The sequence below is a fragment of the Citrobacter sp. Cpo065 genome (genome assembly GCF_030332805.1).
GTDB lineage: Bacteria > Pseudomonadota > Gammaproteobacteria > Enterobacterales > Enterobacteriaceae > Citrobacter > Citrobacter portucalensis.
In genome coordinates this window covers 256,976-276,555 of the sequence record NZ_JAOWHC010000029.1, presented here as the reverse complement: position 1 = coordinate 276,555, position 19,580 = coordinate 256,976, and the positions used below count along the sequence as shown (strand labels likewise).

General features: G+C 52.4%; 9 protein-coding genes. 3 read left to right on the top strand and 6 right to left on the bottom strand.

Annotation, left to right across the window (positions count from 1 at the left end; translation table 11 throughout):
* Position 1: 1 nt before the first annotated feature.
* The 6 genes from OGY68_RS07285 to OGY68_RS07260 all read right to left on the bottom strand — a co-directional run bounded on the left by OGY68_RS07285 (position 2) and on the right by OGY68_RS07260 (position 7,300).
* A complete protein-coding gene (locus OGY68_RS07285) occupies positions 2-982 on the bottom strand; it encodes a LacI family DNA-binding transcriptional regulator (RefSeq protein WP_057066483.1) in 981 nt (326 codons plus the stop codon).
* A gap of 77 nt (positions 983-1,059) precedes the next feature.
* Entirely contained in the window at positions 1,060-2,211 is a 1,152-nt protein-coding gene (locus OGY68_RS07280) for a Gfo/Idh/MocA family protein (RefSeq protein ID WP_057066484.1), read from the bottom strand.
* On the bottom strand, positions 2,208-3,236 hold the full coding sequence (locus OGY68_RS07275; protein ID WP_057066485.1) for a sugar phosphate isomerase/epimerase family protein: 1,029 nt from the start codon (positions 3,234-3,236) through the stop codon (positions 2,208-2,210). Before OGY68_RS07275 ends, OGY68_RS07280 begins: the two co-directional genes overlap by 4 nt.
* A 15-nt stretch (positions 3,237-3,251) precedes the next feature.
* Positions 3,252-4,493: an MFS transporter gene (locus OGY68_RS07270; RefSeq protein ID WP_032942623.1), complete on the bottom strand. Its 1,242-nt coding sequence runs from the start codon at positions 4,491-4,493 to the stop codon at positions 3,252-3,254.
* Positions 4,494-4,673: 180 nt separating this feature from the next.
* Positions 4,674-6,068 (bottom strand): phenylalanine transporter, encoded by a 1,395-nt coding sequence (gene pheP / locus OGY68_RS07265; protein WP_008784036.1) that lies wholly within the window; start codon positions 6,066-6,068, stop codon positions 4,674-4,676.
* Positions 6,069-6,214: 146 nt separating this feature from the next.
* Complete coding sequence (locus OGY68_RS07260) at positions 6,215-7,300, bottom strand: YncE family protein (RefSeq protein ID WP_020996557.1); 1,086 nt, start codon at positions 7,298-7,300, stop codon at positions 6,215-6,217.
* Between the two features lie 299 nt (positions 7,301-7,599).
* On the opposite strand from OGY68_RS07260, the gene OGY68_RS07255 reads away from it, so the two are divergent.
* The 3 genes from OGY68_RS07255 (at position 7,600) to OGY68_RS07245 (ending at position 19,513) form a co-directional block, all read left to right on the top strand.
* Positions 7,600-8,775, top strand: coding sequence for a coiled-coil domain-containing protein (locus tag OGY68_RS07255; RefSeq protein WP_057066486.1), 1,176 nt, complete (start codon positions 7,600-7,602; stop codon positions 8,773-8,775).
* A 617-nt stretch (positions 8,776-9,392) separates the two neighbouring features.
* Positions 9,393-9,971 carry a helix-turn-helix transcriptional regulator gene (locus OGY68_RS07250; protein WP_008784033.1) on the top strand — a complete coding sequence of 193 codons (579 nt, stop codon included), beginning with the start codon at positions 9,393-9,395 and terminating at the stop codon, positions 9,969-9,971.
* Between the two features lie 197 nt (positions 9,972-10,168).
* Entirely contained in the window at positions 10,169-19,513 is a 9,345-nt protein-coding gene (locus tag OGY68_RS07245) for an autotransporter outer membrane beta-barrel domain-containing protein (protein ID WP_286616912.1), read from the top strand.
* The last annotated feature ends 67 nt before the right edge of the window (positions 19,514-19,580 follow it).

Here is a 19,580-nt window from a genome sequence, read left to right as displayed (position 1 = left end):
CTCAGGTACTGGCGCGTGAAATATAGCGCCAGTCCATCATCACCCTTTCCGTCTGCGCGTCAGGATTTTCTATTTTATTCAGCAATAATCCTACCGCTTTGCGGCCTATATCCCGTGAGGGCTGCTCAATGGTCGAAAGCTGTGGAGAAACCATTTCTGCCAGTTCCGTACCGTCGAAACCAACAACGGCGATATCCTGCGGGATCTGTAATCCGGCATCGAAAATAGCGCGCATCGCACCAGCGGCTAGCGTGTCCGATACGGCAAACACCGCGTCGGGTTTCACCTCTGCGGCAAGTAGTATTTTCATCGCCGCAATTCCTGCACTGGAACTTAATTCACTGGCATATTCCACAGCCTGATATTCAAGCGACAGCGCATGCAGCGCCGCTTTATAGCCGCGTTCGCGCAAACGAGCATATTTATAACTCAGGTCATGATTGATTAAGGCAATTCGTCGGTAGCCCTTATCCACCAGGTGAGATATTACCGACTGTGCGGCGTCAACATCGTTAATCCCCACGCAGGAAACCGCGCCTTTGTCAGCATATTCCGCGCACTGAACCCAGGGCGCATCGCCAATCAGCGTAGTCAGTTCCGGTAATTTGGAGAATGCATCCATGGTGATAATGCCATCGACGATTTTCCCCGACAGGAGCTTCAACGCCGATTTTGATCGGGCTGTATCCGAGCCGGAATTACACAGCAAAATGCGATAGCCATTCTTCTCCGCCTCCTCTTCAATGCCTTTAACAACCTCTGCACAAAAAGGATTGGCGATGTTGGAAACCATCACCAGAATCATCGAACTACGTGCCGTACGCAGCTGACGCGCCAGCAGGTTGGGCTGATAATTGCTTTCTTTAATAGCCTGTAGCACGCGCTCACGATTTTTGGCTTTGACGGTATCACTGTGATTCAGCACACGCGATACCGTCGCCACCGACACACCGGCAAGCTGGGCGATTTTTTGAATAGACATAACGACGACACATCCTGCGGTTTACGCTTTGCGTTGAGGCTACCATAAAATCGCCGACTGGCGAACCGGATGCGTGTTTAGCGCTGTACTGATATCCAACGCTGCTGCTGATGGCTTTTTATAATTGCATCAATAATATACATCACATCCGCACCGTCAGAAAAAGACGCAAATCGACGCTCCGCCGTCGCGGGCATTTTGCCTGCCAACACCGCCTGATAAAACTGCTGCATCATATTCTTGAACGCATCCGGCCAGCCCTCAATATGCCCACCCGGAAAGTGCGCACTGGCAGCAACATCCGCATTCATCAATCCTGGGTCGTCCGTCAGGATCTGGTTCGCCTGCTGACGGTGCCCGACCCAAAGCTGTTGCGGCGTTTCCTGATCCCAGTGCAGTGAACAGTGGCTACCGTTAATTTCAAAGCTCAGGTGATTCTTGCGCCCGGCACTCACCTGCGAAACGCTAAAGCAGCCTTTGCTGCCATCATCAAAACGTACCAGCACCGACCCACGATCTTCTGTCGTAACCGCTTTATCCTCAAATTGCACATCAGCCGTTTGCTGGCCAAACGTAGCGTTACTGGAAATGCTGGCTTTACGTACCGGCCAGACGATAGCCAAATCGGCCATCACCTCGACAATACGTTTTCCAGTCACGAATTGCACCGTATCACACCAGTGCGAACCGATATCCGCTACCGCCCGTGAATCGCCGCCCTGTGCGGCATCGACCCGCCAGTTGTAGTCAGTCTCCAGCAGCATCCAGTCCTGCAGATAGCTCCCCTGTACGGCAAACAGACTACCCACGCTGCCGCTTCTGACCATACTGGCCGCCTGCTGCACCATTGCAAACTGGCGATAGACAAAGCTCACGCCGTGCACCACTCCAGCCTGCTGTGCCAGCGTTTCCAGTTCACGAGCCTCATCCGGCGTCATACACAGCGGCTTTTCTGAAAACACGTGCATACCCGCGCGTAAAATCTGCCGATTGATGTCGGTATGCAGATGATTCGGTGTACAGTTATGCACTACCTGTAGTCCGGGATGCGCCAGCAGCGCTTCAACGCTGCCGTACGCATGAGGAATATGAAGAGCATCTGCGCGTTCCTGGGCAACCGCCAGTGAGCTATCACAGAGCGCCACCACGTTCACACCGCCGAGTCGACGCAACGCCTCAATATGTGCAGGCCCAATAAATCCGCTGCCAATAATGCCAACCTGTATCATTTGCGTACCTCATCGCCAGCGGCGAAATCATCAAATGCACGTGCAGAAACCGGAATAATATGGCGCCGTATAAAATCACTCCCCTCACGCGCCCCGGTTTGCGCGTCTTTCAGGCAACACTCCCATTCCAGCACCGCCCAGCCAGGGAAATCATATTGTGTGAGCTTGCTGAAGATCGTTTTGAAATCGACCTGCCCGTCCCCCAAAGAACGGAAGCGCCCGGCGCGATCGAGCCACGGCTGATAACCGCCATAGACACCGCTGCGGCTACTGGCATGGTACTCAGCGTCCTTGACGTGGAACGCTTTAATACGCGAGTGATAGACATCGATAAACCCAAGATAATCCATCTGCTGCAATAACAGATGGCTCGGGTCATAGAGAATGTTGCAGCGAGGATGATTATCAACCAGCGCAAGAAAACGCTCGAACGTCATGCCATCGTGCAGATCTTCGCCGGGATGGATCTCAAAGCAAACATCCACCCCATGGTGATCAAAGCGATCGAGTATCGGTCTCCAGCGGCGCGCCAGCTCCAGAAAAGCCTCTTCAAAGCGCTGACGATTATGCGGTGGCCACGGATAAAAGAAAGGCCAGGCGAGCGAACCTGAAAACGTGGCATGTGCCGTCAGCCCCAGTCTTTGCGAAGCCGCAGCGGCCTGGTGTAGGGTTTCGATGGCCCACGCCTGTCTGGCCTGCGGATTAGCGCGTACAGACGGCGGAGCAAATCCGTCAAAAGCGTCATCGTAAGCCGGATGGACGGCAACCAGTTGACCTTCAAGATGGGTAGATAATTCGCTAATCACTAACCCATATCCGGCCAGCATCCCGCGAATATCATCACAATAGGCCTGACTTACAGCAGCTTGTTCGACATCAAACAGCGACTTGTGATTACACGGGATTTGTAATGCCTTATAGCCCAGCTCCGCCGCCCATTTTGCCACGCCTTCCAGGGTGTTAAATGGCGGGCGATCCCCAATAAATTGCGCCAGAAAAATGCCTGGCCCCTTGATGGTTTTCATAACCCCTCCTGAAAATTACGCCTGCTCTTTGTCGTCATACTTGAAAGAGAAAAGGAAAATCAGGGCAATCACTGCGGCAGCGACTGCCGGGATCCACCAGAATGTGGTCCACGCCTGAGGCACGGTTTGCCCCGCCACCAGCCGGTTGTAAAGTGCGCCTGAAATTTGCGAGCCCAGCAGCATACCGATCCCATAGGTAAACATGACGATCATGCTTTGCGCCTGACCTTTTACTTTTTCCCCGGCGATACGATCGGTGTAAATAAAGCCGACTACGAAGAAGAAGTCGTAGCACACGCCGTGCAGCAGAATGCCGAGATACAGCAGGAATCGGCCCTCTTCGCTGATGCCGAGGGCAAAGAAGGCATAACGCACGAACCAGGCGCACATCCCGATTAACAGCATGTATTTCACGCCCAAACGTCTGAACAGGAACGGGATCACCAGCATGAAGAATATTTCAGACATCTGACCAAACGACATCGCCGTACTGACGTCGCCGACGCCCGCATCAGCAAGAAACGACGCGGTATACGCGTAATAGGTTCCCAACGGTACAGAGATAAGCGTCGCGCAGAGCGAGAAGACAAAAAAGTGACGGACCTTGAGTAAAGCAAAAGCATCCGCACAAAACAGATCGCGAACTTTTACCGGCAGTCCTTTCGCCGGTGCTGGCGTGTTGGGCAGCGTGAGGCTGTAGAGCGCCAGAATCACAGAGATAATCGCCGCCAGCGTAAAGATGCCGGTGGTGTCCGAAATTCCGGTTACACCGATAAAGATCCCCGCGACAATCCAGCCAATGGTGCCAAACACCCGCACCACCGGGAAGGTTTTGTCCTTATCCGACAGGCTATGAAAAGCAATATTGTTGGTAAGCGCCAGCGTTGGCATGTAGCACAACGTGTAGCCAAACAGCAGACCAATCAACAGTGCACCGTTTTGCGCCACCAATGCCTGCGGAACAAACCACAGGATTGCCGCGCCAGCAAGGTGCATCACCGCCATCACCTTTTGCGAGGCAAAAAAGCGGTCTACCAGCATCCCTAAGACGAATGGCGACAGAATAGAGGCAATGGGCCCGGCTGAAAACGCATCGCCAATCAACAGCGACATGTTGTGCTGGCTCATCACCAGCCCCAGCGTGACGGACCAACTTCCCCAGATAAAGAACTGTAAGAACATCATTAGCGACAGCCGGGGCACCAGCAGCCGGTACTGTACGCTCTGTTTTCCACTACTTTCGGTTGTTGACACCATTTTTTGCCCCACCCTTAAAATGTAATCGATTACAAATTAGATTCAATAGAAAAGTAATCGATTACAAAATAAAGTTCCTGTCAGCAGCAACAAAATTGCGAGAACGGTCACGATAAACGTTGAGTGAGGATCCGATCCCATCCTGACGATGGGATCGGTAATAACAAGATCGGTAGAAACTTAGCGGGACTTACGACGCAGCAGTTTGAAGGCAACAAACAGGAACAGGATCCACACCGGTAGCAGGATAGCTGACAGGCGCATCTCATCCATCGTACACATCAGCACCAGAATCATGCCAAGGAAAGCAATACACAGGTAGTTCCCTGCCGGATACAGCAGCGCTTTAAACTGCGTGTCACGTCCCTTACGACGCATCGCCGCCCGGAATCGTAGATGTGCCAGGCAAATCATAATCCAGTTCAGCAGCAGCGTTGCCACCACCAGCGCCATCAGCAGGCTAAAGGCCTTTTGCGGCAGCACATAGTTGATGAGTACCACCAGCGACGTAATAGCACCGGAAAGGATCAGTGAGTTCACCGGTACGCCGCGACGGCTGACGCGGGTTAAGAACTTCGGCGCGTTACCCTGAACCGAGAGACCAAATAGCATACGGCTGTTAGAGTAGACGCCACTGTTATACACCGACAGCGAAGCCACCAGGATGACAAAGTTCAGCGCAGAAGCCACTACGTTGCTGTCGAGATTATGGAAAATCATTACGAACGGGCTGCTGTTGGATTTCACTTCCACCCACGGGTACAGCGCCAACAGCACCACCAGAGAACCGATATAAAACAGCAGAATACGGTACACCACCTGGTTTACCGCCTTTGGAATGCTTTTCTGTGGATCCTGCGCTTCCGCGGCAGTAATCCCGATAAGCTCCAGCCCGCCAAAGGAGAACATAATCACTGCCAGCGACAGAATTAATCCGTTCCAGCCGGTAGCAAAAAAGCCGTTGTAACGCCAAAGGTTATCGATGCTTGCATGTTCCCCGCCATTACCGGAAAACAGCATCCACACGCCAAAACCAATCATGCCGATAATGGCCAGTACTTTAATCAGCGCAAACCAGAATTCCGTTTCGCCATACAGACGTACGTTGACCAGATTGACGGCATTGATGATCACGAAGAATGCCGCGGCCCAAATCCAGGTCGGAACATCGGGCAACCAGTACTGCATGTAGATCCCTGCCGCTGTCAGTTCTGCCATGCCGACCAGCACAAACATCACCCAGTAGTTCCAGCCGGACAGAAAACCCGCGAACGGTCCCCAGTATTTATAGGCAAAATGGGCAAACGATCCGGAAACGGGTTCTTCGACCACCATTTCGCCCAGTTGACGCATAATCAAAAAAGCGATGATCCCTGCAACGCCGTAACCCAGTAACACCGCAGGTCCCGCCATCTGAATAGCCGGGCCAATGCCCAAAAACAGGCCGGTACCAATTGCGCCGCCCAGCGCAATTAACTGAATATGGCGGTTTTGCAACCCTCGTTGAAGCGTCGGCTCGTTCGTCGACGCGGCATCAGACACGCTGGTGTCAGATGCAGTTGACGCGTTTTTCACGCCCTTCCCCTGTGTGGTTTTTATTGAAGGGGCTTCTTTTAACATTTCAACCTGGTTGTCGCAAGGCGCAATCGATTGGATACGCCGGGCCTCCTTGCCCAACGCACCGAGGCTCGGGAGAAAAACAATAGAAAGAAGGCGAGCTGTTATTGTTTATTCAGGTCAATACGTACCACGTTATCTGGCGCAGATGTAGAGTGGTCTTTATTAAATTTCTGTTTCACGGTGACAAACAGGGTTTGCCCATCCGCCGAGAGCAGCAAGCTGTTAGGGTTAGGTGGTAAATCCCAGCTTTTCTTCACGCTGTAATCGGTCGCATTCAGGCTGAGCAATTTCCCTGAATCACGCTGGGTAATATAGATTTCGTTGCGTTTTGCGTTAAATTTCACCGCCAGCGAATCACCCACATCCAATTTTTTCAGCAGCTTACCGGTATGGATATCCAGCACCAGGGTAGTTTTCGCTTTCGAGTTGTCGGTGACAAACAGGCGACCCGTTTGTGCGTCCTCCGCCATATTCAGCAACAGCGCAGGTTGTTCCCCCAGCGGTTGCCAGCGTTTTTCTACGCGCTGATTACGCGGGTTGATAACAAGAATTTCACCGCCGCCGTTAGCTGCATAAATTCGCTGCGTCACTTCTGAATAATGCAGTCCGGTCATCCATTTACCCGTATTTTTAATGCGGGTTTTTAGCTTCAGGGTTTCAGCGTCAACCACCCAAATCACCGCCGGATCCGCCACGGCACCAATATAGAGCAAACCGTTATGCAGCAGCACCTGGCGCGCACCATACGGGAAACCTTCTGGGTTACGTTCCGGGAACAGTACGCGATTTTTCACTTTGCCGTCAGCGGTATTCAGCGCGCTCAGGCCACCATCCAGTGAGTTGGTGACATACACTGTTTTACCGTCCGGCGAGATAGCCATACCAAAGTTTTTCATATCGGTATGACTCAAGCCGAGCGTTTTAAGCGTTTTTGGATCCAGCTTGTAAACCACGCCGCCCTGCACATCTTTAAATCCTTCGGCGCTGGCAACGTACAACGCATCCCCTGCCGGGCTAAGCGCCATTTCATATAACCCATCCGCCAGCGCGCGTTGTTGCACATCACTGACGGCAGGTTGCGCTGTTTTTTCCGTAACGCTGGCGTTGCTGGCTGGCGTGGTATGCGCCGCACAACCGCTTAACGCCGCAGCAATCAGCAATGCCAGCGCGGATGTTGTTTTTTTCATTGTCGGGATCCTTACCAGAAGTAATACAGGGAGTTAATAACAAAAGAGAATGAGAACTATACGCATTATCTTTACTGAATCAAGAATAATTACCCGAGAGTAAAAAACATGAAACAGAGGTTTGAAGATGCAGACAGGTGCGCGCGACTTCCGGTTTTTCATAATTACAGTGAATTATTCTGGACGAAAAGGCATCGCAGGCCACAGAATGCGCTTTACTGTTTTTCTAACATTTTCAAACGGGTGAACCTGTTGTACTTCAGCCACTCGTTTTTTAGCCAGGCCAGGCAACGACTGTCATGAATAAGATCATCAAACGACTGGAAATCGTCAAAAGCGCTATTGAACTAGAAGATGAGGAGATTATTTTCCAGCAGGTGGCGCATCTTAAAAATGAGCCTTTGTCAGTCGTACCAGGCACCATTGTGCAGGCGATCGAAGAACGACGCTTTGGTGATGCCCTGCGTGAAATCTCGGCCTGGCTGCAATCTCAACGGGCAGTCTCTACGTGGCAGGATCCCGCCATTGCCGCCAGTAAGCTGGAACTCAAAGCACTCGAAACACAGCTGCGTGACCTGATCGATAAGCGTAACACGCGCATTCAAATCCTCGATGATTTCAACGATCTGTATCACCTTCGTCTTGGACCGCTGATGAGCCGCATTCTCGAACTACGTAAACAGCTCGCCGCCAGTGCCCAGCGCAAACAGGAAGCGGAGCGAAAACGCCGGGAAAAAGACTATCAATCCTGTCAGCACTTTATTTCACAGGCTGTTGATCAACTGGCCAGGCTCAAGCAGCACTGGATGAACCAGAATTCAGATTCGCGCGAATCGGTAGAAACACGCCAACGTATTCAGCAGCAAACTGAACTGATTACCGCCCTGCTGGCGGAGATTCGTGAGCTGGAAAACGACTTTTCTCGCCAGGATGACAGCGCAACCCGTCAGGCACAGGAAGAGGCCAGCCATGAATATGATGAATATCAGGAGCAGCAGCAGGATGCACAGCATCGTTTTAGCCGTGACCAGCGGCTTTCCTCTGATGAACGTAATGAGTTAAAACGCCTGTGGCGTCAGGCAAGCCGTCTTTGCCACCCGGACGTGGTAGCCGATGATCTGAAAGAGAAAGCGCATCAGATGATGGTGCAGCTTAACCAGGCGCGCCAAAATGCCGATCTTGCCGCCGTCCGGGCGCTACTGACTCAATTGCAAAGCGGCCTCGAACCGATGATGGCGAGTGACCGATTGAACGATTTGCAGCATTTACGCAGCAAAATACAGCAGCTCAGAGAACAAATAAACGCGCTGCTCAAAGAGATTACCGAACTGGAAGCCGAGAACGCCTGGCGGCTTGCCACCTCCGTGACTGATAAAGAAGCCTACTTCTCCGATCAACAACGGGCGCTTACGGAAATCCGCAATACCCTGGAACAGCAGGTGCATCAGGTTGAACAGGAACTGTTGGCGGGCTAAGCCCTATCAGCAATAGCAATCAGAAAAAACAACCTCTTCAAGTGAGTTTTTAAAATTAAGCACAAAAAGCTAAAAATAGGATAATTCCCTAAAAACCTCACAACGCTAAGAATTATCAACCTGGATACTCGAGTTTCAGGTCGATAACTGCAAATTTAGCGATATTTCTCTCTTCCCCTCGACGTCCCTTCTCTTTATCCTGGTCTTGATTAAGAATTCTCCTACCCACCAGTAAGCCCATTAAGAAAAACGTATATCCATCTGAAATATAATGTTTTTCATGTAAATTCCCTCCAAAACAGATAGGAATACCCTGTCTTTATAGAAACCACTCAATCATTATTCATGCGATTCATAAGCGAAATCTATCAATCATTTACGCAGAGCTGAAATAAACGATTTATCTTAAATTTTAACAAAGTGTAATATCTACTTTAAGAATAGTTAATGATTCTAATAAATACAGAGAATATCTGTTTAATCTGGAATTAATAAGGATACGTTCACAGCACAGAACGTAATACGAGATTTAATTAACATTTCACGCGTCGCAAGAAACTCTTTTTTAACCTACAAAAAGAGGCGGCTGCTTGCACCAAAATTTCAAGGAGATCGTTATGTCAAAGGCTATTTTTTTGGGTGACTCAATTTACCCTTGGCTAGGCATGCGAGAAATCCTACGTGGCTCATCATTATATATTGATATCGCGTATTACTCCTCCCAGACGCTCTCTGCTGTCAAAATGCTTCCTTATGAAACGGATTGCATCATCATTAATCCTGACAAATCAGATTTTTTAAAATATGCCAGGATTATCCGCAACATGGCTTTACGACCTGTCACCAAAATTATTGTTTTGGCAGATGAAGCTACTTTTACTCTTTTTCAAACCGTTTGTGGGAAGAACATGCTGTTTCTTGATCAAGATGCCAGTCTTGATCGGCTACACCATGCCGTTACACGTATCACAAAAAACAATAACCAACAAAATATCAAAGCATTACACAACAAGATCACAGCAAACGAATTCAACGTAATGATGATGCTTGCACGAGGATGGTCACTGACACAAATCGCCGGGGCATCACAAAAAAGTGAAAAAACCATCGGGGCGTACAAAAGCAATATTGCCAGAAAACTCGGCAAAAATAACACCCGGCTCAAGTACACCATTTCTCACTATAGCCAGCCGTAACTGACTTATTTAAGGACAATTATCACGGTTATTATTTAAAAAAAGTTTTCTTTCGACTCGCTTTTTAATTCCGCATCGCACGGAAGGAAACCCTATTCCCAAAAATCTATTACCGGGTAGCACATCCGCGTGCCAACCATAGCCAACAACTCAATGTATTAACACATGCATAACAGGAATGTAGACGAGGGTTATATATGAACAAAGTTTACAGCATTATTTGGAACGCGGCGCTCGGTATCTGGGTGGTCGTTTCTGAATTAACCAAAGGAAAGAAAAAAAGCAGCTCGCGTAAAACGGTTGCGGTATTGGCAGCTGGTGCATTAAGCGCTGCTTCAATGCAGGTTTCCGCTGATCCGATTATCGATATCGGTGATCACAATATTTTCACCGACTACCAGGCAGGTATTTCCGTTGGGGATTATGCGGGTATCCACGACTACGGATTCTTATATAAAGATATCACTGCTGGTCAGGCGCTCAATATCAGCGGTGCGATCCCAACGATCAGTCCGGGTCAAAGTGGCGTTGTTGAATCAACGACCATCAGAGAGCTGCTGCAAACCGGCAAAATCACTCTTAAGGCCACCAGCCCTGACCAGAGCGTAAAAACGATTACTAATGCTGAAGAGCTGGCGGAATACCTGACGTACAACCGGTCGTCGACGCCTTCACAGAGCACAGAATTCTCTATTAACGACCCGGCATTTCCTGGTGAGCCAGCATCAATTAAAGTCTTTGATACCCAGGAGTTAAGTAGCTTTCTTACCGAATCACAGATCGGCGATTCGGTATTAAACACCTACGATCCAACGTTGTCTAAAATCTATAAACAATTTGGCATCGCGCTGGCGACAAATGGCTCCATAGCCAATCTGGATATTGGCAACGATACGCTCAATGTCCGCGACAAAGCCAATACTATCGAGTTGCTGGCTAAAGACTCCTCCTTGCTGGAGGCTCAGGACGCAGGTAGCCAGGTTAACTGGCAATCCGATAACTATATAAAATTTAACGCCGCCCCAGTTATCCCTGAAAAAACGTTCGCCGGTTCAGCGCAAACCTCCGTGTTTGGCGATGATGTAACACTCATGTCCTACGGCTATGATGCAGACGGTAAAGTAGTCGAAACGGGTACGCGCACATTTAACATTACCAGCACGCAGGAGCTGGCCGATTTTAACGACTGGCTGTTGGGTAAAAGTAGCGACGCAGCAGAAAACCCTGAAGGGCAAAAGGTCAGCCAACTGCAGTTGTGGCTGGATGTTGAAAACGGTGATATCACAACCGTCACCGCCGCGCAGACAAAATACGCGGAGCTGATTGATAGCTTGATCAACTCCAGCAAGTCTTCAGACGTGCTTACCTGGGATTACGACGTCTGGACCGACGGCTTGTCGCATAGCAATAACGCGACCGCTGGCCGCGGTGAGCTGCATGCTATTTACGCCAACGGTGCAGGCACCTCCGGCACCCTGAACAAAGATGCGATTATTGCCGTTGACGGCAGTATTAACGGTGTCATGAAATCCCTTAATGGCGGGGTTATCACTAACCTTGGCGAGCTGAACGCATTACGCACGTCTACCGGGCAGAGTCTGGCGATTGGCATGCTGGCAAAAGACGCAACGGCAACCAACAACGGGATCATCAACTCCGGGCTGTTTATCGACAAAGACGGCAATCAAAACGTCAACAGCTATGGCGCATTTGGCATGCAGGGGCAAGGCGCCAGCCAGATAGCAAACAACGGCACCATTAACCAGGCGATCACCACCGATAACTTTGGTACCGCGTCGGCAGCAGATCCCTGGAGTAAGGATGAGCCAGATTCTTCGCTGACGCTGGCTATTGGCATGCAACTGTCTGACGAATCGCAAGGCGTCAACAACGGCGATATCAACGTCGTGGACGGGCGCAAAAACGGTGCATCCTTTGCCAAAGGCACCGCTTATGGCGTAGAAGTTGCCGGGAATGCCACTTTCACTAACGCTCAGGATGCCTCAATTTATCTTGGTCGCGACGCAAGCGATCCGTCTAAAGATGTCACGATGGCTGGCGGCTCTAGTCTGAGCGCCGGGATCATGACCAAGAGTGCCAAAGAGGTGATTAACAACGGTCTGATCACGCTGGGAACCGGCATACGCAACGCCGCGGGGATTCTGGTCGGAAATGCCACGGGCAACGTTCTCAATACCGGCAATATCGTGATCAATGGAGGTTCTGACGGGGGCAGCAGTAAAAACTACGGCATCTCCGTACGCGACAGCGGCGCGGAAAATAATCAGGAAATCCGCAACGACGGCAAGATTAACGTAAATGGCACCAACAACGTGGGGATCCACGTTAGCGCCAATAACAAAAATGCCGAAGTCACCACCAGCGCTGCGGGCTCTATCGTGGTGGACGGAGAAGGCGGCGTCGGTAACCGTAACTACGCTATTTGGGCTGAAGGTGGCAGCAGCGGCCAGGCAGTGGTCAACGTTTACTCCAACATTACGCTGGATAAAGCCGGTAACATCGGTGTGCACGTACGTGATAACGCCATCGCTAACGTTGACAGTCTTAGTAGCCCGACATTCAACAACACCGATCAGATTGGTTATTACCTGTTTGGTAAAGGCGCTACCGCCAACATTGGTCAGGCGGTGATGAATGACAATGGTCAGGATCGCACCACCATTTTCCGTATCGCCAATGGCGCATTGCTGGCCGGTAACACGACTAACCCGAAAGATCAGTCCAGTTCCAACCTTGATCTTACCCTCAACGGTAAGAATTCCGTGGGCGTTCTCGCCACCGGCGCTGGCAGTAGCGTAGATACTGGTGAAGCAACGTTTGCCGTTAAGGGCAGCGACTCAGCGGCACTGGTAATCGAAGGCGGCGCGAAAGGGACCATCAGTGATAAAACCACCATCAATTTAACCGGCGAAAGAACCATTGCCGGGGTTGTGGATGGTCAGGCTCACCAGTTGAATGGTCGCACGCAGGGTGATCCTACTAGCACCACCCTCACCTCGAACGCGAAGATTACCTCTGAAGCTAGCGGCAATGAGGTTATCGCCTATGTGGCGAGGAATCAGGGCAACCTGATCCTGGATACCAACTCGATTATTGATCTGGCCAGCGTCGACAGCATCGGTGTTGATGTTCAACAAGGCGGGAGCTTAACCAATAACTCTTCCAGCGCTCTGCATGTCAGCAACGGCATCGGTGTTAGAGCTTCAGGTGCCAGCGCACAGATCAATACACTGGGCAAAGTTCAGGTTGATAATGGTACTGCCGGGGTTCTGCTCACCCAAGGAGCCAGCCTGCTAATTAACGGTATTTCTGGCGACAGTATTACTACCGATGGCACCGCTGACGGTATTCGTCTGGCCGAAGGCGCTGGCGCTCTGTCCGCGCAAAATGTGGAGATCAGTGCAAAGGGTGACGGTGCTGGCATTCAAAACGATGCTAACAATAACAATATCCTGTTACGAAACGTCACCATAAACTCCAACGATGGCGCAGGCATCCGCACCAGCGTGGCGTTGACCATGACCGATAAAGACAGCGCTGGAAATATCCTCAACGTCAACGGGAAAGGTACCGGCTTCGCTTTTGAACAACGCGATGGCGGCTCGGTGACGGGCGATCTGACCATCGGCAAAGGCTACACCATTGAGGTGCTGAACAGCGAAGGCAGCGGGATTCGCGCTAATACCAACGGTAATGTCACCACCAATGCCGACATTAACGTGCATAACGACGCAGGCGGTTCGGCGATCATCGCGAAAAACGTCAGCGCCTTGACCAACAGCGGCAAGATTATCTCTGCCAGCACCACCTCACCGGTAATTGACGCCAGCGGCGACAGCAGTAAAACCATTACCAACACGGGAACCCTGCAGGCCATCAACGACACGGCCGTGGCCATTCAGTCCGGCAAAGGCAATGACACCATTGATATCAGCGGCGGTGTAACCAGCGGCGTAATCAATACCGGCGAAGGTGCGGACATCTTTAACTGGCGTAGTGGCTCCTATGCGGGTGAAGTGAATTTCGCCGGTACTGGCGGTAACAATAAAGCCAACATCGGCAATGTGACGCTGGATAAAACACGCCACATCACTACTGAAGCTGGTAGCGGCAACGCCCTCACCTTCACCGATACAAAAGGTGCGAAGATTGGTACGCTGGCGAGCGACAATCTGACCACTGGCACCAACATCGGCACCGGCTGGGATTCGCTGACCATCAGCGGCTCAAACGCGGATGTCCGCGTCGTAGAAAACCTGACACTGGCAAGCAAAACCATTGCCGTAAACAATGGCGCAACCCTGAGCACCGGCGACCACGTCGAGCCGACCAGTACTGCAGCAAGCATTGGCGATTACAATGTTACGACCCAGGGCACAGGCAGCCGGGTTATCTTCGATACCCAGGGTGATGCTTCAGCGGCGCAAATTTATCGCGGTATCATCAGCGGTGACGGGAAGTTCGAACGTGCGGCGGGCGGTACCACGATCTTCACCGCTAACAATACCTACACCGGCTCTACCACTATCGCTCAAACCGGTACGCTGCAGTTGGGTGACGGCGGAAATACAGGCGAAGTCAGCGCCGTGTCAGACATTATCGACAACGGCATATTGGCGATTAATCGCGCCAACACCGTGCTGCTCAACGGCGTGATCTCCGGTATTGGCGCGCTACAGCAAATCGGCGGCGGCATTACCCGTCTGAACGGCAACAACACCTATACCGGCGACACCACCGTTACCAACGGCACGCTGCTGGTGAATGGCGATCAAAGCGCGGCGCGCGGTGCCACCACCGTTAGCGGCACGTCCACACTTGGCGGTAATGGCACTATCGGCGGCAACGTGCTGATGAACGATGCCACGACCCTCAGTGCCGGTGACGGTGGTGCGGGTACGTTATCCATTAACGGTAATCTGCAGCTTGGTAGCAAAACGACTTCCGCTTTCGAACTGGGTCAGGCCTATACGCCAGGCGGCGCGCTAAACGATCTGATTAACGTCGCGGGCGATCTGCAACTGGACGGGACTCTGGATGTCACCACTTCACAGGGCGGTAACTTCGGACCGGGCGTGTACCGTATCTATAACTACGGCGGCACGCTGGATAACCAGACGCTGGAATTAGGCGCAATACCGGACAGTCAGGATAAGAGCAATATTTTTGTCCAGACCTCCATCGACAAACAGGTCAACCTGGTGAACGCCAACGGCGTTACCCTGCAGTTCTGGGACGGCGCAACCGTCAATCAGAGCCACGGCGCGTCGGGCATTGAAGGCGACAGCAAAATTGACGGTGGCGATGGCAAATGGATGGCAATCGGCAGCCAGGGTGATAACAACTGGACCACCGCAACCGGTGAAGGTAACGCCCCTTGGGCACAGAAGTCCTTCGCCGTCTTCACCACCAAAGGCGGTACAGTTACCGTGGACAACGCCGCGGGAGAAGTTAACTTCTCCGGGGCACAGTTTGATGCCGATGGCTATGTCGTTAAAGGCGATGCGCTTAACGCGTATGCCACCACGGAAAATGCGACCCACGCAGGCCAGACGCCGGGAACTGGCGAACTGCTGCTGCGCGTTGGCGCCGGTGGCGCGGGGCAAAACTATACCGCGACCATTGAGTCTGTTATCCGCGAAGCCAGTACTGCTGATAAGCTGACGCTGGTGAAAACCGACCTTGGCCGTCTGATTCTCAGCGGTGACAACGAGTATCGCGGCGGCACGCGCATTGATGGCGGCACGTTGCAGATCTCCTCCGACAGCAATCTCGGCCAGAGCGGAACTGACCTGGCAATCAATAACGGTTCAACGCTGCAACTGGGCGCGGACCTGACCAGCAATCGCACCATCGAGCTGGGAGCGAATGAGAACGCAGCGGTGTTCGATCTCAATTCGCATCACTTCACGCCAACTGGTGAGATTACCGGCGACGGTAAACTGAAAGTCACCAGCAGCTCTAGCGATGCGGGCAGCACCTTGTCGCTCGACCGCGCAAACAGCTACAAAGGCGACACAGAAATTGCCGGTACCGGAAACGCCAACAACGTGACGGTCAACGTCAGCAAAACCGGAGCCTTTGGCAGTAACGAAAGCAGCACCGTGAACGTCAATAAGGGCGCGACGCTCAATGTCAGCGGGACAGATACCAGCCTGAAATCCCTGACTATGAACATCGCCGACAGCCTGTTAACGTTGGCAGATAACGTCACCGCAGCGAGCGCAATGCTGAACCTGACGGGCACGGCGAAAGCGGTGTTAACCAACAACGCCACCGCGGGCAACGCGACGGTTAACGTGTCAAAAGACAGTACTCTGGCGCTGGAAGAAGACGCCAGCGGCGGTAATGCCACCGTGAACAACAGCGGACTGATGACCTTTGCTGACCAGGCGATGGCAGAAAATACCGTCGTTAAAAACCTGGCGGGCGGTAAGGTCGATATCAGCGCAGTCGACAGCGCAACATCGATCGGCTCGTTGTCCGGCGCAGGTAATGTCGAATTGGGCAATAAAGAGCTGTCGCTGGGTAGTCTGCATCTTGATGACACCATCAGCGGCATTATCAGCGGCAACGACGGCAGCCTGGTGAAAATCGGTGACGGCACGTTAACGCTGACCGGCGACAACACATACACCGGCACCACGGACGTCAATGAAGGCGTACTGCTGGTCAACGGTAATCAGTCTGCGGCTACCGGCCAGGTGACAGTGAAATCCGGGGCAACGCTCGGCGGTAACGGGATTATTGGCGGCGCGGTTGATGTACTGGACGACGCTCATATTACCGCGGGTGCGGCCATCAACAGCGTGGGTAAACTGACTACCGGTTCGCTGACGCTCAGTGATAACGCACAGCTGGATTATCAGTTTGGTCAGGCTTACACCCCGGGCGGTGCTTTCAACGACTTGATTGACGTTAATGGCGATCTGACGCTCGACGGTAAGCTCAACATTGAAACCTCACCGGGCGGCAGCTTTGATGTCGGCGTCTATCGCGTCATCAACTACACCGGCACATTGACCAACAATGTGATGGATATTGCTAACGCGCCGGAAGCGGCTGACAGCCTGTACGTGCAGACATCGGTGAAAAATCAGGTCAACCTGGTCAACCACGCAGGACTAACGCTGCGCTTCTGGGACGGCACCGGTGGTGAAAATGGCGAGCTGAAAAACAACGGCGTCATCAACGGCGGCGACGGTATCTGGCAATCCAGCCAGGGTAACGACAACTGGACTACCGATGAATCAACGCCGGAAGGCGCGCTGAACGCACCGTTTACCGATGCCGCGTTTGCCGTCTTCCAGGGTGAAGCAGGCAACGTGACCGTCGATAACAGCAAAGGCGACGTCATCATCAGCGGCGCGCAGTTCGCCACCGATGGTTATCGCGTGGGCGGCGAAGCCATTACCACCGATTCGGCCAACACCCTGATTCGCGTTGGCGATGGCACAGTAGACGGCGCCAACTACACCGCGACTATCGACAGCGTTATCCGTGGTACCGGCGGCCTGAATAAAGGCGATCTCGGTACCCTCATCCTCACAGGCGACAACACCTACAGCGGTGGAACGACCATCACCTCCGGGACGCTGCAGGTAGCGGGCGATACCAACCTGGGTGCGGCAGATACGGGAATTACCTTTAATGGCGGTACGCTGAAGTATGGCGAAGCGTTTGATACTGCCCGTCAGGTGACGCTGGAATCCGGCGGCGGGACATTCGACACCAACGGACATGACGTTTCTCTGCTGACTGAAGTCGAAGGTAACGGTCAACTGACCAAAACCGGTAAAGGCTCCCTCACCCTGACGCTGGATAACACCTACACCGGTGGCACCACCATCGAACAAGGCGTTTTACAGCTGGGTAACGGCGGTGATATCGGCAGCATTCAGGGGGATGTCGTTGATAACGGCGTACTCAACGTCAATCGTGGCGATACCCTGGCGCTGACCGGCAATATCAGTGGTAAAGGCCAGTTGCATCAGACCGGTAGCGGCATTACCGAGCTGCAAGGCGAAAACAGCTACAGCGGCGCGACGTTGATCGCCAACGGCGTGTTGCAAGCGGGTAATGCCAACACCCTGAGTAGCGCATCGCACCACTATGTGGTCGCAGACACCACGTTGAACACTCAGGGTTACAACCAAACGGTAGCGGGCCTGAGCAACGGTGGCGATGTCTCGCTCATCGGTCAGCAGACTGGCACAACCTTAACCGTCAAAGGGGATTACACCGGCGAAAAAGGGACTATCAACATGGCGGCTATCCAGAATGGTAGCGGCTCAGGCATTGCCGACCGTCTGATTATCGATGGCGGTAAAGCCAGCGGTAGCACGCTGCTGGATGTCGATGGTTCTGGTCTCGGCGCGCCGACCATTGGGGATGGTATCGAAGTGGTGACAGCGCTCAATGGCGCAACCACCACCGCACAAACGTCGCGGGATGCCTTCCATCTTGCCGCCGATCGTATGGCTGCAGGTGCGTTTGAGTACCAACTGCATGCGGGTAATGCTCAGGGCCAGGGTGAAAACTGGTATCTGAGAAGTGAATACCGTCCAGAAACCATGCTGTATTCTGGCCTCGCCAGCGTCGTACGTCAGGGTGATCTTAGCCTGTTGGGTAACATGCACCAACGTATGGGTGACGAGGTTAAACCGGGCATTGATGAAGACAATCGCGCGTGGGCAAGAATGATTGGCTACTCCGGTAAAACCAAACTGGATGACGCGGCCGGTACGCAAACCAGCTCCCATACCATGGGCATTCAGGTCGGCGTTGATATGTATGCTAACGAAAGCTGGAAAGCCGGGATGTATACCAGCATCCTTGATATCGACAGCAACGTGAAAGGCACGAAGACAGGCAGCGATGGCAAAGGCGGTAACATCGACGACAACGCATTTTACGTCGGCGGCTATGCTACCTGGTTCTCGGGTGACGGTATGTATGTTGATAACGTCCTGCAGTACGGTAACCATAAATCCCGCCTGGAGGCGACCGGTAACAACGGCTCGTATACGGTCAGAGGCAACACGCTGACGGCGTCGACAGAGGTAGGTAAATCGTTCCGTTTAGGTGCCAGCGCATGGAGTCTGGAACCTCAGGCTCAGTTGATCTACCAGTACAGCGACTTTGATAACAGCACGCTGGATGGTGTGACCCCAACGAAAGTGAAAATGGATACTGCGGATTCCTTTACCGCGCGTCTGGGCGTGCGTCTGGTCGCTGACTATGACACCAACCATGGCAAATTCCAGCCGTATGGCAGGGTAAACGTCTGGCAGGGTCTGGGTTCAAAAGACAAAACGCACTTTAGCAATGCGGTAGCCACCACCACGCTGGAATCTTCACAGCAGTACTCCAGCACTGAAGTTGCAGCCGGCCTGTCATGGTCCATCGACAGAAACCTGCAGGTCTACGGTGAGCTGGGTACGCAATTCAGCAACGGCGGCAGTAAATCGCAGGTAGAAGCGCCGGTCAATGCCTCTATCGGCTTTAAGAAATCGTTCTAAGCTGACATAAACTCACCAGCCCCCTGTTCTGCAGGGGGCTTTTTTTTGCCGTTCAAAGTCGCCTGAT

Bases quoted from the DNA above. Each gene is read 5' to 3' on its own strand.
- OGY68_RS07285 (WP_057066483.1), bottom strand. From the start codon at position 982: ATGTCTATTCAAAAAATCGCCCAGCTTGCCGGTGTGTCGGTGGCGACG.
- OGY68_RS07280 (WP_057066484.1), bottom strand. From the start codon at position 2,211: ATGATACAGGTTGGCATTATTGGCAGCGGATTTATTGGGCCTGCACAT.
- OGY68_RS07275 (WP_057066485.1), bottom strand. From the start codon at position 3,236: ATGAAAACCATCAAGGGGCCAGGCATTTTTCTGGCGCAATTTATTGGG.
- OGY68_RS07270 (WP_032942623.1), bottom strand. From the start codon at position 4,493: ATGGTGTCAACAACCGAAAGTAGTGGAAAACAGAGCGTACAGTACCGG.
- OGY68_RS07260 (WP_020996557.1), bottom strand. From the start codon at position 7,300: ATGAAAAAAACAACATCCGCGCTGGCATTGCTGATTGCTGCGGCGTTA.
- OGY68_RS07255 (WP_057066486.1), top strand. From the start codon at position 7,600: ATGAATAAGATCATCAAACGACTGGAAATCGTCAAAAGCGCTATTGAA.
- OGY68_RS07250 (WP_008784033.1), top strand. From the start codon at position 9,393: ATGTCAAAGGCTATTTTTTTGGGTGACTCAATTTACCCTTGGCTAGGC.
- OGY68_RS07245 (WP_286616912.1), top strand. From the start codon at position 10,169: ATGAACAAAGTTTACAGCATTATTTGGAACGCGGCGCTCGGTATCTGG.